The organism is Aurantimicrobium sp. (assembly GCF_036667855.1).
In the GTDB taxonomy this organism is placed as follows: domain Bacteria; phylum Actinomycetota; class Actinomycetes; order Actinomycetales; family Microbacteriaceae; genus Aurantimicrobium.
This window is the reverse complement of the sequence record NZ_JAVWTF010000040.1, coordinates 1-15007: the sequence shown is the minus strand read 5'-3', so window position 1 is coordinate 15007 and position 15007 is coordinate 1. Positions and strand designations below refer to the sequence as shown.

15 protein-coding genes, 1 tRNA gene and 1 other RNA gene are annotated in these 15007 nt (G+C 56.0%); 8 read left to right on the top strand and 9 right to left on the bottom strand.

Features of this window, described 5'->3' with window-relative positions:
• The first annotated feature begins 1 nt into the window (after window position 1).
• On the top strand, window positions 2-751 hold the full coding sequence (locus RR877_RS08145) for an ROK family protein (protein WP_332551195.1): 750 nt from the start codon (window positions 2-4) through the stop codon (window positions 749-751).
• A 1-nt stretch (window position 752) separates the two neighbouring features.
• On the opposite strand, the gene rnpB is transcribed toward RR877_RS08145, so the two are convergent.
• The 7 genes from rnpB to RR877_RS08110 all read right to left on the bottom strand — a co-directional run bounded on the left by rnpB (window position 753) and on the right by RR877_RS08110 (window position 4693).
• Window positions 753-1113: RNase P RNA component class A (rnpB, locus tag RR877_RS08140), an RNA gene on the bottom strand.
• A gap of 35 nt (window positions 1114-1148) precedes the next feature.
• Entirely contained in the window at window positions 1149-1571 is a 423-nt protein-coding gene (locus RR877_RS08135; protein WP_280795999.1) for a reverse transcriptase-like protein, read from the bottom strand.
• A complete protein-coding gene (locus tag RR877_RS08130) occupies window positions 1571-2305 on the bottom strand; it encodes a hypothetical protein (protein WP_110233190.1) in 735 nt (244 codons plus the stop codon). The genes RR877_RS08135 and RR877_RS08130 overlap by 1 nt, the downstream gene beginning before the upstream one ends.
• Before the next feature lie 39 nt (window positions 2306-2344).
• Window positions 2345-3160 carry a Nif3-like dinuclear metal center hexameric protein gene (locus tag RR877_RS08125; RefSeq protein WP_332627900.1) on the bottom strand — a complete coding sequence of 272 codons (816 nt, stop codon included), beginning with the start codon at window positions 3158-3160 and terminating at the stop codon, window positions 2345-2347.
• A 9-nt stretch (window positions 3161-3169) separates the two neighbouring features.
• The gene (locus tag RR877_RS08120; protein WP_332619101.1) at window positions 3170-4003 is read right to left on the bottom strand and encodes a hypothetical protein; all 834 of its coding nucleotides are present in this window, start codon (window positions 4001-4003) and stop codon (window positions 3170-3172) included.
• Between the two features lie 144 nt (window positions 4004-4147).
• Window positions 4148-4220 (bottom strand) — tRNA-Val (locus RR877_RS08115).
• 14 nt (window positions 4221-4234) lie between these two features.
• Window positions 4235-4693 (bottom strand): peroxiredoxin, encoded by a 459-nt coding sequence (locus RR877_RS08110; RefSeq protein WP_332551192.1) that lies wholly within the window; start codon window positions 4691-4693, stop codon window positions 4235-4237.
• 194 nt (window positions 4694-4887) lie between these two features.
• Between RR877_RS08110 and aceE the strand changes: the two genes are divergently transcribed.
• The 6 genes from aceE to RR877_RS08080 all read left to right on the top strand — a co-directional run bounded on the left by aceE (window position 4888) and on the right by RR877_RS08080 (window position 12533).
• On the top strand, window positions 4888-7614 hold the full coding sequence (gene aceE / locus RR877_RS08105) for a pyruvate dehydrogenase (acetyl-transferring), homodimeric type (RefSeq protein ID WP_280796002.1): 2727 nt from the start codon (window positions 4888-4890) through the stop codon (window positions 7612-7614).
• Window positions 7615-7623: 9 nt separating this feature from the next.
• Complete coding sequence (locus RR877_RS08100) at window positions 7624-8832, top strand: helix-turn-helix domain-containing protein (RefSeq protein WP_277495504.1); 1209 nt, start codon at window positions 7624-7626, stop codon at window positions 8830-8832.
• A 109-nt stretch (window positions 8833-8941) separates the two neighbouring features.
• The gene (locus RR877_RS08095; RefSeq protein ID WP_110233184.1) at window positions 8942-9862 is read left to right on the top strand and encodes an ACP S-malonyltransferase; all 921 of its coding nucleotides are present in this window, start codon (window positions 8942-8944) and stop codon (window positions 9860-9862) included.
• A 23-nt stretch (window positions 9863-9885) separates the two neighbouring features.
• Complete coding sequence (locus tag RR877_RS08090; RefSeq protein ID WP_332551191.1) at window positions 9886-10896, top strand: beta-ketoacyl-ACP synthase III; 1011 nt, start codon at window positions 9886-9888, stop codon at window positions 10894-10896.
• 61 nt (window positions 10897-10957) lie between these two features.
• Window positions 10958-11203, top strand: coding sequence for an acyl carrier protein (locus RR877_RS08085; RefSeq protein WP_110233182.1), 246 nt, complete (start codon window positions 10958-10960; stop codon window positions 11201-11203).
• Window positions 11204-11294: 91 nt separating this feature from the next.
• Window positions 11295-12533 (top strand): beta-ketoacyl-[acyl-carrier-protein] synthase family protein, encoded by a 1239-nt coding sequence (locus RR877_RS08080; RefSeq protein WP_110233181.1) that lies wholly within the window; start codon window positions 11295-11297, stop codon window positions 12531-12533.
• 65 nt (window positions 12534-12598) lie between these two features.
• Here the strand turns inward: RR877_RS08080 and RR877_RS08075 are convergent, their stop codons facing one another.
• Window positions 12599-13099 (bottom strand): DUF3145 domain-containing protein, encoded by a 501-nt coding sequence (locus RR877_RS08075; RefSeq protein ID WP_332551190.1) that lies wholly within the window; start codon window positions 13097-13099, stop codon window positions 12599-12601.
• 175 nt (window positions 13100-13274) lie between these two features.
• On the opposite strand from RR877_RS08075, the gene RR877_RS08070 reads away from it, so the two are divergent.
• Window positions 13275-13811 (top strand): PadR family transcriptional regulator, encoded by a 537-nt coding sequence (locus RR877_RS08070; protein WP_332551189.1) that lies wholly within the window; start codon window positions 13275-13277, stop codon window positions 13809-13811.
• Here RR877_RS08070 and RR877_RS08065 read toward each other — a convergent pair.
• Window positions 13808-14662 (bottom strand): DUF1684 domain-containing protein, encoded by an 855-nt coding sequence (locus RR877_RS08065; protein WP_332619212.1) that lies wholly within the window; start codon window positions 14660-14662, stop codon window positions 13808-13810. The genes RR877_RS08070 and RR877_RS08065 overlap by 4 nt on opposite strands.
• Between the last annotated feature and the right edge of the window lie 345 nt (window positions 14663-15007).

The following is a 15007-nucleotide window of genomic DNA, read 5'->3' as shown; positions in this document are numbered from 1 at the left end:
CATGCGCGCAACAGCTATTGGTATCGACATTGGTGGAACTGGCATCAAGGGTGGACTGGTTGATGTCCTCTCCGGCGAGCTCATTGGTGAGCGTGTGCGCGTTGCCACACCAGAAGGTGGCGAACCTGAAGACATTGCCCGCGTGGTCACAGAGGTCATCGAGCAGCTCGATGCACCTGCAGATATCCCTGTGGGTATCTGCTTCCCCAGCTCCATCCGTCACGGCGTGACGATGCTTGCTGCCAATATCTCCCAGCGCTGGATTGGTTTCGAGGCAGAGAAATTCTTCGAAAAGGAACTGGGTCGCAACATTCACTTCGTTAATGACGCTGATGCTGCAGGCTATGCCGAAGTAATCTATGGCGCAGCTAAGGATCAAAAAGGCCTGGTCATCATGACCACCCTGGGCACCGGCATTGGCGCCGCCATGATCTATGACGGCGTTCTGATTCCCAACGCCGAGCTCGGTCACCTAGAAATTGATGGTTTCGACGCGGAAAAGCGCGCCTCAGGCGTTGTGCGCGAGCGTGAAGGCTTGAGCTACCCCGAGTGGGCCAAGCGCCTCCAGCGCTACTACAGCCACGTTGAGATGCTCTTCTCCCCCGAGCTCTTCATTGTGGGTGGCGGTGTCTCAAAGAGCCACGAGAAGTTCTTGCCTCTGTTGGAGCTACGCACCCCCATCGTTCCTGCGAAGCTCTTCAACAAGGCGGGCATCATGGGTGCCGCACGCCTGGCGTTCGATTTGGAGTAATTGAATGGGCCGGCTATTACGCCGGGTTCTGTCCGCTTTCGCGTGACGGCCATCTATCTCGGAATTACGTTGCCGCAATTCTCTAGCGGTCTACCCGAGAACTCAGCGAGTAGCTTCACCGTTCTCTGTCTGACCTTGCTCCGGGCGAGGTTTACCTAGCCAATCTGGTTACCCAGACTGCTGGTGGTCTCTTACACCACCGTTTCATCCTTACCGCCGGCGAACCGGAGGCGGTTTACTTTCTGTTGCACTGTTCTCGCGGGTTACCCCGGGTGGGTGTTACCCACCGCCCTACTCTGTGGAGCCCGGACGTTCCTCGGTACTGGAGTAAACCCCAGTAACGCGACCGTCTTGCCGACCCATTCATGACAAGTCTAGAGCGGTCAAACTGAACTGGCTAAGCCTCGAAAGATTCGCGCAAGTCCATGGACTTGTTCGCGGCAGCGTCTGCCAGGGCATTTTGCAGACGTGGAACCCATTCATAGGTCACTGCACGATTGCCAATGACATCCTTCGCTTTGGCAGCTAGCACAGCCATATCCGGGTGCTTGATCTTCCAGCGGCCCGACATTTGCTCGACCACGAGCTTGGAGTCCATGCGCACGTGAACAAGCGCTCCTGGGTCAATGTCATACGCCTTGATCAATCCAGCGAGTAGGCCGTTGTATTCAGCGACGTTGTTGGTGGCAATACCGACATAGACACCCACAGAGGCCAGCACCTGCTGTGTTTCACCGTCAATCACAACGGCACCACCTGCAGCAATGCCGGGGTTGCCACGAGAACCGCCATCGGCCTCAATGATGAGCTGACGGGGCATTAGAGTCCAGATTCGTTCGTGCGAACGAGGATGCACGAGCTATCAGGGCAGATCACGACGTCATCGGGAGCAGCAGCGCGCACAGCATCCAGATCGGTCGAGGTGAGTTCCACGCCACTACCACCGGTGACACGGCGGGTGAGAAGCGCTGCTCCGATGCCGTAGCGTGCGCGCTGACGCTCGTAGAGTTCAACGAGGTCTGCAGGCAAGCTGGCGGCAAGTTCAGTTCGGGCAGCAGTCTCTGCAGCTAGTTCTGCATCAATTTCTGCCTCGCGTGTTGAAACTGCCTGAGCTAGTGCAGCACGACGAGCTTCAACAGCGTCACGCTCGACCAGTACATCTGCCACGGCAACCTCTGCATCTTCGATGCTTTGCATCACGACGAGTTCGATGTCTTCGAGGTTGCTCTTGCGTGTTGCCAGTGAGGCAAGCTCAGCTTCAAGAGCTTGCAGGTCCTTCGCGGAAGCAGCTCCTGCCTCACGCTCTTTGTCCTTGGCAATACGCTCGTCGACAACGCGCACGTCATCTTCAATTCGAGCGAGCTCAATCTTGGCGTCTTCAAGAACGCCTTGGGCAGCGATGAGGGACTGAGAAAACTCGCGCAATGAAGCAGTGACTTCTGCCAGTTCTGCTTGCTCGGCAATGTTCTTGCGCGCATGGTTCAACTGAGTGATGTGGTTATCACGTTCTTGCAGGGTGAGCAGAGCGAGCTGATCCTCGGGGCGTGCTTTCACGTCACTTCTCTCGTTGAATTATGTGTGGAACTGTTGTCTCTACTGTACGACGAGGAAGTCCCATGGATCTGTTCGCAGGTCCGAAACTTCCACATCAATGTCAGGGAATTGCTTCTGCAGCTGGGCAGCAGCAGTGTCGAGCCACAACCATTCTGAAGCCCAGTGAGACACATCAATCAGTGCAGGGCCACCCGAGATGAGTGCTTGTTCACGGGCTTCTTGCGCCGGGTGGTGACGCAGATCTGAGGTGATGTAGACATCGGCACCCCGCACAGCGTCAGTGGCCAGCAGTGAATCTCCTGCTCCGCCACAGAGTGCAACGCGAGAGATTGCCGCAGTGAATTCTCCAGATACTTTCACACCACCTGCGGTGTTAGGAAGAAGATCTGCAAGTGCTCTGGCGAGTGTTCCCAAGGTCGTAACCTTAGGAAGATTTCCCACGCGGCCAATACCTGTTCCGGGAACAACACCGGGCTCAATGGGCGCAGTATCAATGAGCCCCAGAGACTGGGCAATGACGTCTGAGACACCGTTTTCAACTACATCAGCATTGGTGTGGGCGGCAAGTAGTGCTACGTTCCCACGAATGAGTCGGGCAATCAGGTTGCCTTTGTAAAGCTCTTCATTGACGCTGGTCACGCCACGCATCAACAACGGGTGGTGAGTAATGAGGAGATCTGCCTCAACTTCAACAGCTTGCTCCACCGTCTCAGCAACAGCATCGACAGCGAGCAGGATGCGCTTCACGGGGCTCTCGAGGGAACCTGAAACGAGACCTGGGGCATCCCAGCTTTCGGCACCAGAAAGTGGCCACAGTGTGTGGGCATACTCAACAACATCGCGAAGATTAGTCACGATTCGAGCCTAGTCGTCTGACTTAACTCCGAAAACGAGCTCATCAAAGGTTGGACGCGGTGCAAAAGAGTTGATGTGGTTGATGGGATTAGTTGAGCGGAATACAGGAGCCTCAAACTCCTCAACGACAACTTCGTCGACAACAACGGCTTCAACTGCTACTTCTTCCTCAGTGTTGCCCTCAAGAACAACCTCATCAACGATGATGTCCCCTTCAATAACGACAGGTTCTGGGGTGTAGCTCATCGAGGCGGCAAAGACTGGCGCGGCAATGGGTGCACTTGCCGCGGCTTCACCAAACATCAGAGGAATGGGATCAGCACCAGCGGTTGCAGAAATGGTGGTTGCAACAATCTCGCCATCAATGCTGATTTCGGAAAGAATGCGCTCGGCAATGACGTGCGCATCTTCGATGACTTCTTCCACCACTGTTTCTTCAACAACGATGTGGTTGTCAATAATCGCAGCTTCGGTGATGGTCTCTTCTACGACAATCTGCTCGTCAATCACAGCAACCTCCACAACATCCTCCTGGATGTAGGTGATGGGTTGAGTGTGCTCGAGGGAGCTTTCGTCGACAGAGGGAATGAAAACAACTTCTTCTTCAACCTGAACTACAGGAATATCAGTGGTGTCTTCGAGAAGCGCACCAAAAAGCTCGTCAATGCCCAGTTCTTCTTCAACCTCGGCAGCTACTACTGGCTCAACAGGAACAGCAGAGACAGTGGGCTGCGGAGCAGTAATCGGCGCGGAAGAACGCATGGCCCGCATCTGCTCTTCGAGCAAACGAGCAAGCTCTTCATCAGAGTGAGGCTGGAATGTTGATTCTGAATTGTCAGTCATTGTTCACGCCTCCTTGAGTTTGTGTAGGGGAAATCCCCTCAAAGCACACTACTTGAACACCAAACGTTAACCCAAAAGTTCACGGCAGAGAGTCGTCAACAAAAAGAAAGAGCGCCGCATTTCTGCGACGCTCTTTCACACGAGTGGGCCCTACCGGGCTCGAACCGATGACATCCACGGTGTAAACGTGGCGCTCTACCAACTGAGCTAAAGGCCCGTGCTCGAAATATATTACAGGTTTTCTACGAGCTCTTTGTACGAGGCGAAGTCACGGGCCTGTCCAGGCTCGGTGACGAACTGTCCAGCGAGGTTGCCGTCCTTGTCGATCACGAAGGTGCCGCGGTTCGCAAAGCCCTTGTCTTCAAGGAAAACGCCGTACTTGGACGCGACCTCACCGTGGGGCCACATGTCAGACAGGAGTGAGAAATCGTAGTTTTCTTTTTCTGCAAAAACACGAAGAGTGGGGCTGGAGTCCACAGAGATAGCAAGCAGTTCAACACCATTGGTCTTGAAGACTGAGATGTTGTCACGCAGCTCGCACAGCTCCCCCGTGCAGATGCCTGTGAATGCGAGTGGGTAGAAGACAACAACAACAGGTTTCACCCCACGGAACTGTGACAGGGAAACTTCTTCACCGAACTGATTCTTCAAAGTGAAATCAGGGGCTGGTGCACCGATAGTGAGGCTCATGTGAGCTTCTCCTTGCTTTGTGGGATGACGACAGAACAATCTTAGATGTGTTGATGGTTTACATATCCATCAATAATTACTCCTAGCCCTCGGCTCGTCTGTAGAGTGTTACCTAGTGTCCACGCTGTAACCCAGCTGGATCTTCCCTCCCCCAGCATGTACAGGCACGATCTGCCTGTGAGAAAGAGGTTGTTGTGACGGTTAACGACCAGGATCCCTACTCGGTCAGTAACTACGACGCCGATCCGCAAGAGACAGCGGAATGGAACGAATCACTTGATGGCGTCGTTGCGTCACAGGGTCACGAACGCGGTCGAGACATCATGCTCTCCCTCCTTCGTCGCTCAAAGGAACTGCACCTGGGTGTGCCCATGGTTCCCACAACCGACTACCTCAACACCATCGCTCCAGAGAACGAGCCCGCATTCCCCGGCGACGAAGAAACCGAACGTCGCTACCGTGCCTGGATTCGCTGGAACGCTGCAATGCTCGTGCACCGCGCACAGCGCCCCGGCATTGGTGTCGGTGGCCACATCTCTTCCTACGCTTCTTCCTCATCGCTGTATGAAGTCGGTTTCAACCACTTCTTCCGCGGCCAGGACCACCCCGGTGGTGGCGACCAGATTTTCGTGCAGGGTCACGCCTCTCCTGGCGTGTATGCACGCGCCTTCCTCGAGGGACGTCTGAACGAAAGCCAGCTTGATGGTTTCCGTCAAGAGAAGTCTCACGCTGGTGGCGGACTTTCGTCTTACCCACACCCCCGTCTGATGCCGGACTTCTGGCAGTTCCCCACCGTTTCCATGGGTCTCGGTCCCATCAACGCGATCTACCAGGCACAGCTCAACCGCTACCTCACCAACCGTGGCATCAAGGATGCATCTGACCAGCAGGTCTGGGCCTTCCTCGGTGACGGTGAAATGGATGAGGTCGAATCGCGTGGTCAGCTCCAGGTAGCTGCCAACGAAGGTCTCGACAACCTCAACTTCGTCATCAACTGCAACCTGCAGCGCCTCGACGGCCCTGTGCGCGGTAACGGAAAGATCATCCAGGAGCTCGAGAGCTTCTTCCGTGGCGCTGGCTGGAACGTCATCAAGGTCATCTGGGGTCGTGAATGGGATTCACTTCTCGCCAACGACAACGACGGCGCACTCCGCACACTCATGAACGTCACCCCCGATGGTGACTTCCAGACCTACAAGACCGAGGATGGCGCATTCGTGCGTGAAAACTTCTTCGCTCGTGACCCTCGTGCACTTAAGCTCGTGGAACACATGAGCGATGACGATGTCTGGAAGCTCAAGCGCGGTGGCCACGACTACAACAAGGTTTACGCCGCGTTCAAGGCAGCTTCTGAGCACAAGGGTCAGCCCACTGTCATCTTGGCTCACACCATCAAGGGTTACGGTCTCGGCAAGCACTTCGAAGGCCGCAACGCAACCCACCAGATGAAGAAGATGAAGCTTGATGACCTCAAGCTCATGCGTGACTTCCTCAAGATCCCCATCACCGATGCGGTTCTGGAAGAAAACCCCTACATGCCTCCGTACTACAAGCCCGAAGACAACGATCCTCGCCTGCAGTATATGCATGAACGTCGTCGTGAACTCGGCGGATACGTTCCTGAACGTCGCTCGAAGTACACCGAGATTGCTCTTCCCGAGAAGAAGACCTACGACATCGCTGCTAAGGGTTCTGGTGTGCAAGAGGTTGCCACCACCATGGGCTTCGTGCGTCTGCTCAAGGATCTCATCCGCGACAAGGAATTTGGTCCCCGTCTCGTGCCCATCATCCCCGATGAGGCTCGCACCTTCGGTATGGACACCTTCTTCCCCAACGCGAAGATCTACAACCCCAACGGTCAGCACTACATGTCCGTGGACCGCGATCTTCTCCTGGCATACAAGGAAGACCCCACTGGAACCATCATTCACGTGGGTATCAATGAGGCTGGCGCACTTGCCGCATTCACCGCAGTGGGCAGCTCCTACTCCACCCAGGGTGAAATCCTCATTCCGATCTACGTCTTCTACTCGATGTTCGGATTCCAGCGCACTGGTGACGCCCTGTGGCTCGCCGGTGACCAGATGGTCCGCGGTTTCGTCATCGGTGCAACCGCTGGTCGCACCACACTGACCGGTGAAGGTCTGCAGCACGCAGACGGCCACTCGCCTATCCTCGCTGCAACTAACCCTGCAGTGGTGACCTATGACCCTGCCTACACCTACGAAATCGGACACATCATGCGTGATGGTCTGCAACGTATGTATGGCGGAACTCACCCAGACCCCAACGTCATGTACTACATCACGGTCTACAACGAGCCCATTCAGCAGCCTGCTGAGCCAGAAAACCTCGATGTTGACGGCGTCCTGCGCGGTATCTACAAGCTCCAAGAAAACGACATGCCTGGCGTCAAGTCTCAGATATTGGCTTCTGGTGTTGCCGTTCCATGGGCACTCGAGGCTCAGAAGCTACTTGCCGAAGACTGGGGCGTTTCTGCCGATGTCTGGTCTGTCACCTCATGGGGTGAACTGCGTCGCGACGGTATTGCAGCAGACCACTTCAACATGATGAACCCTGAGGCACCTGCACAGGTTCCCTACGTCACCGAGAAGCTCTCTGGTGCTGAGGGTCCATTCGTTGCCGTGACCGACTACAACCACATGGTTCCTGACCTGATTCGTCCTTACATCCCAGGTGACTATGCCACCTTGGGTGCTGACGGATTCGGTTTCAGTGACACTCGTGCAGCAGCTCGTCGCTTCTTCACCATCGACGGTCCTTCCGTTGTGGTGCGCACGCTCGAGCAGCTGGCAAAGCAGGGCAAGGTTGATCGTGGACTGGTTCGCCAGGCCATCGAGAAGTACCGCCTCTACGACGTCACTGCAGGAACCACCGGATCTGCCGGCGGCGAAAGCTAACCTACGCGGATGGCCGCTGAACGAACCAAGGCGGAAACGCTTGCCTGGTTGCGCACCATTTCTGGTGAGCTCTCCACGCTGACCGTGAAACGCCTTGAGGACACACTCCCCTGGTATCGCGACATGCCCCCTGGGCGTCGCTCTGCCGTGGGCTTGGTAGCTCAAGCAGGTATTACCTCGTTCATTGCCTGGTTCGACGACCCCAAAACCACACCGTGGATAGCCTCGGACGTATTTGGCGGTGCCCCTCGTGAACTGCTGCGTTCGGTCACCCTGCAGCAAACCCTGCAGCTCATCCGGTGCACGGTTGAAGTGGTGGAAGAGCGTATCAAGGGCCACGGTGAAGAACTCCGCGAAGCAATCCTGTTGTATTCGCGCGAAATCGCCTTTGCTGCTGCAGATGTGTATGCCCGCGCTGCTGAAGCCCGCGGCCTCTGGGATGCACGTCTCGAAGCACTCGTAGTCGACAGCATTCTCTCTGGCGAATATGACGATGAACTTCCCAGCCGCATTGCCGCATTGGGCTGGCAGGGGCGCGGCGAGGTATGCGTAGTTGTAGGTCGAGCACCTCGCCAACTTGAGGTGGATCGCCTGCGTCGCACCGCTCGCCACCTTCACGCTGACATCTTGATCGGAGTGCAAGGAAACCGCCTTGTTGTCGTGATTGGTCGCGCTGAGCCTCTCGAAGACGAGGTGGAGAACTCCACCATGAGCTTCATGGACATTACCAAGAGGATCGAAGAAGACTTTGGTGAAGGCCACCTGGTTGTGGGTCCAGAGGTTCCTTCTCTCGTTGATGCAGTAAGCAGTGCTCGCGCAGCCCTTGCTGGCTACTCCGTTGCCAGTGCGTGGCGCGGAGCTACCCGCCCCATCGCAGCAGACGATCTTCTTCCTGAACGTGCTCTTGCCGGTGATCCACTTGCCAGGGCCACCCTCATCGAGCGCATCTATGTGCCCTTAAGTGACCAGTCTTCTGAACTGCTCACCACACTGCAGAGCTATCTAGATAACGGTCGAAGCCTGGAAGCTACAGCTCGTGATCTCTTCGTTCACCCCAATACTGTGCGCTACCGCCTCAAGCGAGTCACCGATGTCATCGGTTGGGATGCCACTGGTCCCCGCGAAGCAATGATCTTACAGTGTGCCCTGATTCTGGGTTCCATCAAAGAACCCATCAAGAAGGCACGCAAACCACTTCGCCCCGTGGTTGCTGAATAAGGATTTCCCGCAAAAACATGCGGAAAATGTAGAGACTCCACAACGTTTCTCGCGATAGTGTGTCGATGAGTGCACAGCACTCACAGTCAACGATTGGAAGACTTAACCCGTGATTGTTGTCGTCTGCCCTGGACAGGGCTCGCAGACCCCTGGATTCCTCGAACCTTGGATTGCTGATCCCGGTTCGAAAGCACTCCTCGAAACTCTTTCTGCCGCAGCAGACGTTGACCTGGTCAAGCACGGCACGGTGAGCGATGCGGACACCATCCGCGACACCGCCATAGCCCAACCACTCATCGTGGCTGCCGGCATTCTGACTCTGGATGCACTGGCCGAAACTGATCACCTCTCTAAGACTTCCGGAATTGCTGGCCACTCGGTTGGTGAATTCACCGCTGCCGCTGGCGCTGGTGTTCTGGATGCCACTGACGCTGTGCGTCTTGTGGGCATTCGTGGGCGCGCGATGGCTGATGCCGCTGCACTGGTTCCCACCGGCATGAGTGCGGTCATCGGTGGCGAAGAATCCGACATCATTGCCAAGCTCGATGAACTTGGCCTCTTCCCCGCTAACTACAACGGCGGCGGACAGCTTGTCGTTGCAGGTGAACTTCCTGCTCTGACCAAACTCGCTGAAGAACCACCAGCTGGTACTCGAGTTATTCCTTTGCAGGTTGCCGGCGCATTCCACACCAGCTACATGTTGGATGCTGTGGAGACTCTGCGTGAAGCAGCTGAGACGGTCAACACGGTAGACCCCATCAAGACTCTCTGGACTAACAAGGACGGCTCAATCGTCACCAAGGGTCAAGAATTCCGCGATCTTCTCGTTGGACAGGTTTCTTCACCTGTGCGCTGGGATAAGTGCATGGAAAGCTTTGCTGCTGCGGGCGTCACCGGCATCATCGAGTTGGCACCAGCTGGCGCACTTGTTGGTTTGGCCAAGCGGGGCCTCAAGGGCATTCCTACCGTTGCCGTCAAGACTCCAGAGGATCTCGATGCAGCCCGCGAACTGATTGACTCTGTCGCCTAAGCGGCCGGACGAGAAAGAACATCATGACTCACGTGAATCTGAAGCAGTCCGAGGGCGCCAAGTACTCTCGCATCTACGCCATGGGGGCTGCTCGTGGCGACCTCACCGTCACCAACGACGACATTGCCGGTCCTATCGAGTCCAGTGATGAGTGGATTCGCCAGCGCACCGGTGTGATTACTCGTAAGCGTGCCTCCAAGAACATCACCGCCGCAGACCTGGCTACCGAAGCAGCCAAGGAAGCCATTGCCAAGGCAGGAATCAAGCCTGAAGAGATTGATGTTGTCCTGATTTCCACCATCAGCAACAGTGTGCAGACTCCGTCGATGGCAGCACTCGTTGCTGACCGCGTGGGCGCAAACCCTGCAGCTGCCTATGACATCTCTGCTGCCTGTGCTGGTTACACCTACGGCATTGCTCAGGCGGATTCTTTTGTTCGCTCCGGCTTGGCAAAGTATGTGCTCGTGATTGGTGCCGAAAAGCTCAGCGAAATCATTGAGCCAACGGATCGCACCATCAGCTTCTTGCTCGGTGACGGCGCCGGCGCTGCCGTCGTTGGACCCAGCGACTTCCCCGGTATCTCGAAGAGCGTGTGGGGCTCAGACGGCTCCAAGTGGGATGCCGTCGGCATGAACCACACCATGATTGAATACCGCGACGGACACGGCGACGTGGCGTGGCCCACCTTGCGTCAAGAAGGACAAACTGTCTTCCGTTGGGCTGTGTGGGAGATGGCCAAGGTTGCTCAGAAGGCACTTGAAGAAGCCGGTATCACTAGCGATCAGCTCTCAGCGTTTATTCCCCACCAGGCAAACATGCGCATCATTGACGAATTCGCTAAGCAACTCAAACTGCCCGAATCCGTCGTCATTGCGAAGGACATCGAGACCACCGGAAACACCTCCGCTGCCTCCATCCCTCTCGCAACCCACAGACTGCTCGAAGAACACCCCGAGCTCAGCGGTGGCCTCGCCCTCGAAATCGGCTTTGGTGCCGGTCTCGTCTATGGCGCTCAGGTCGTCGTCCTTCCCTAGAAAAGCCTCTTTTGGCCGGTAAACTAAACCAGTCAAACGAACCCCCAACAAGGAGATAACAATGGCACTGTCCACCGAAGAAGTACTTGCAGGTCTGGCTGAGCTCGTAAACGACGAAACCGGCATTGCAACCGACACGGTACAGCTGGACAAGTCTTTCACTGACGACCTCGACATTGACTCGATCTCGATGATGACCATCGTCGTGAACGCAGAAGAGAAGTTCGACGTAAAGATCCCCGACGAGGAAGTAAAGAACCTCAAGACCGTCGGCGACGCAGTTAACTTCATCGTTTCTGCATCCTAAGGATTTCGTAGGTAAGGGCCGGTAACACTCGTTCCGGCCCTTGCTTACAATCCCCCAGCTTTCCCTCCACCCCACCAGAAAGATTCCACTCATGAGCAAGAAGATTGTCGTCACCGGTATCGGTACCACGTCTCCTCTCGCAGGAAATGCCCCCGAGACATGGGCAGCACTTCTTGCTGGCAAATCAGGTGCCCGCGCCCTTGAGCAAGAGTGGGTTGAAAAGTGGGAAATCCCCATCAAGTTTGCTGCTCAGGCAGCGGTTCCTGCTGAAGAGATCCTCGAGCGTGTTGAAACCAAGCGTCTTGACCCTTCCTCGCAGTTCGCTCTCATTGCCGGCCGTGAAGCATGGGCAGATGCAGGCAGCCCCGAGGTTGACCCCGGTCGCCTCGCAGTGGACTGGTCCACCGGTATCGGTGGGGTCTGGACTCTCCTCGACGCATGGGACACCCTGCGCGAAAAGGGACCTCGTCGTGTCCTGCCCATGACCGTTCCCATGCTCATGCCAAACGGCCCCGGAGCTGCTATCGGCATGGATCTGCACGCTCGTGCAGGTGTGCGTACTGTGGTTTCTGCCTGCGCTTCCAGCACGGAAGCAATTGCTAACGCCTATGAGCACCTCCAGGCTGGTCTGGCTGATGTCATCATCGCTGGTGGTTCTGAAGCAGCTATCCACCCACTCCCCATTGCCTCGTTCGCTGCAATGCAGGCACTTTCTAAGCGCAATGATGACCCACAAGCCGCATCTCGCCCCTATGACGTGAACCGTGACGGTTTCGTCCTCGGTGAAGGTGCTGCTGCTTTGGTTCTTGAAACTGAAGAGCACGCACTTGCTCGTGGCGCAAAGATTTATGCAGAGGTTGCTGGCGGCGCCGTCACCTCTGACGCGTATCACATCACTGCTCCAGACCCTGAAGGATCTGCTGCAGCACGTGCAATGCTGCAGGCTATTGAGCAGGCTGGCGCGAAGATCGAAGACGTCGTCCACATCAACGCTCACGCTACCTCCACTCCTGTGGGAGACATCGCAGAATACAACGCTCTGCGTCGCGTATTCGGTGACCACCTGGACAACATTGCCGTGTCAGCGACCAAGGCTTCCACCGGTCACCTCTTGGGTGGTGCAGGTGCCATCGAGGCCATGTTCACTGTCCTGGCTCTTCACAACCGTCTTGCTCCCCCAACTATCAACCTTGACGATCAGGACCCTGAGATCAAGCTTGATGTTGTCACCAGCCCACGTGAGCTTCCTGCCGGCGACATCCTCGCCATCAGCAACTCCTTCGGCTTCGGTGGTCACAACGCCGTGGTTGCGTTCCGCAGCTACAACTAAGCCACACACGAACTAAGCCCCTGCGCTGCAGGGGCTTTCTTCGTTAACAGATCTACAGGTGAGAACTACCCCACCTGGTGCAGCCAGCGCACAGGTGCCATATCTGAGGCATAACGGAAGACATCGAGTTCCGTGTCCCACTCTTCGCCCAAAGAGCGCGAGATGCCCGTGCGTAGAAGATCACCATCATTACCGGCAAAGTCCAACACGGCACGAAGCCTGTTTTCGGTAATAACCATGTTCCCAGCAGCATCCACAGGCGAATGAAAGAGCCCCAGGCTTGGGGTGTGGCACCAGCGACCACCATCAATACCAGGTGCAGCATCTTCGGTGATCTCGAATCGCAACTGCTCCCAGCCCAATAACTCGGATGCAATAGCGCTTCCTGAGCCCACAGGGCCCTGCCAGACGTATTCGGAGCGCTGCGATCCGTTCAGGATCGGCTGTGGGCTCCAGGAGAGCGTGATGCCCTTACCGAGGACACGACTAATAGCCCACTCAACATGTGGGCTCAACGCGCGAGGCGAGGAGTGGATATAAACCACTCCGGTCGACACTGCAGTCATCTCTTCATCCTTTTCTTTGTGGTGCGTCTTCCCCTACGACCACATGGATGCGAGCTGTTCTCGTGCGTATTTTGTTGTGAGACAAGTGTGACACAGCCCAGACCCGCATAACAACAGGGGTTTATCCCCTCACAGCGAGTTCTCAGAGTGAGACTCTACTCAGTAGAGTGTTTTTATGGCCGTTCGCGAAGCACTCCTGGGGATCTTGACCCTGGGCCCCGCATATGGTCTCCAGCTCCATGCCGAGCTTGGCGCTCGTGCTCCGCACCGCGCCAAGACTAACGTGGGTCAGGTTTATGGCACTTTGGACCGTCTCAGCACGGCAGGGCTCGTTGTCCACCAGGGACTTACCGAGGACGGACTTCCCCTCTATGCGCTGACCGAGGCGGGGAAAGAGGAAGCTGTTGCCTGGCTTGAAGGCAACACACTTAGGGTTCTGCCTGAATGGGCAGATGTCCAAGACGTCGTTCTGATCAGCTCAAGTGTGAGCGGACAGCATGCCACGGCGCTACTGACCAAGCTCGGTGCATTATTGGAACAGACTCCAGCAGCCAATGCACAGTCACCTGCCCAGCACCTGAACGAACAAGCGGCCCTGCGCTATCGCGAAGCAGTGTCTGCATGGCTAGGAGATGTTCAGGCCGCAGTAATTCAGCCTCAGCCTGGCTATGCCCTAGGTCGACCCAAGAGAGGCCGCCCAGCAAAGTCCTAGTGGAGTAGATCGCCAGCTTTGTTGAGAACGTTCTTCTCCCCTGCTTCAACAGCAAAAGGGAAACGATTCTCTGCCGGAGGCATAGGGCAGTTGAAGTTATAGCTGAATGCGCACGGTGGCAGGTAGGCGCGGTTGAAGTCCAGCGTGATGGTTCCATCTGGATTAGGCGCAACCATGAGGAAACGGCCCACGCTATAGGTCACAGGACCTGATGTGGCATCCGAGAAAACAATCATGAGAGCACGGCCCTCTTTGAAAGCAGAGGGTGCGTATTCGACACCATCAATGCTGAAACGGATGTCGCCAGGAATCACCTTGTCACGGCCAGCACCTTGATCTTTGAGGTGAGACACCTCAACAGCACGACCGCCCTCAATAGGGGCGAATGTTCCGGTAATCACCCAATCAGGGTTGTAGTCGAATGCATCAATTGAGCCAAAATTCTGCAGGTCGTCCGAGTTGGTGTCCCAGACGCGAAGAGCATATTTGCCATCTTCACCTTTGATGACGGTTCCAGACTTGGTCTCGTCAAAAACGATGGTGGAAGCAGTCTCTGCATCCTTACCAGTGACAACGACTGTTCCATCTACAACGACACCATCAACAGTGATGTTCTCAGCTGCCGAAGCAGTCAACTGGATGCCCTTCTCGCCTTCAGGAAGTGCTGACCATAGCCCGTTGACACCCCAGATGCTTTCGGTCTCCCCAGGAGCTCCATAGAACCACTGAGTGTTGACCAGCGCGAGCGAACCCTGGGGCAGCAACGCCATTTCATGGCGGCGACTGCGGTAGTAGGCATACGCCTCTTCGGGGGTCTGAGGGGCGGTGGCGGCAGGTGTTGAAGTGGTCACAGATTCACATTAGTTCTCAAGGGGTTATGCCCCGTGGAGCCACTCCATTTTCACCAATCAAGAAAATGCTTATCCACAGATTTAGACTTTTCGTCTAAAAAGTCAGACCTTTCCCAGCTTGGGGCAATTGGCTCGAAATATGACAGCTCGCCCTCTCAGCCACAAGTACCGGGTGAGCACAAACAATTCGATGAGGAGATAACCCACATGAAGTACACACGACCGACCGCGGCAATTGCCGCATTGGCAGCGACCGCCATCTCTATAGCAGGACTTTCTGCACCAGCCCAGGCTGTCACGAGCGACGTCAACGTGGACTGGAAAATCACCCAGGACTGGGGATCC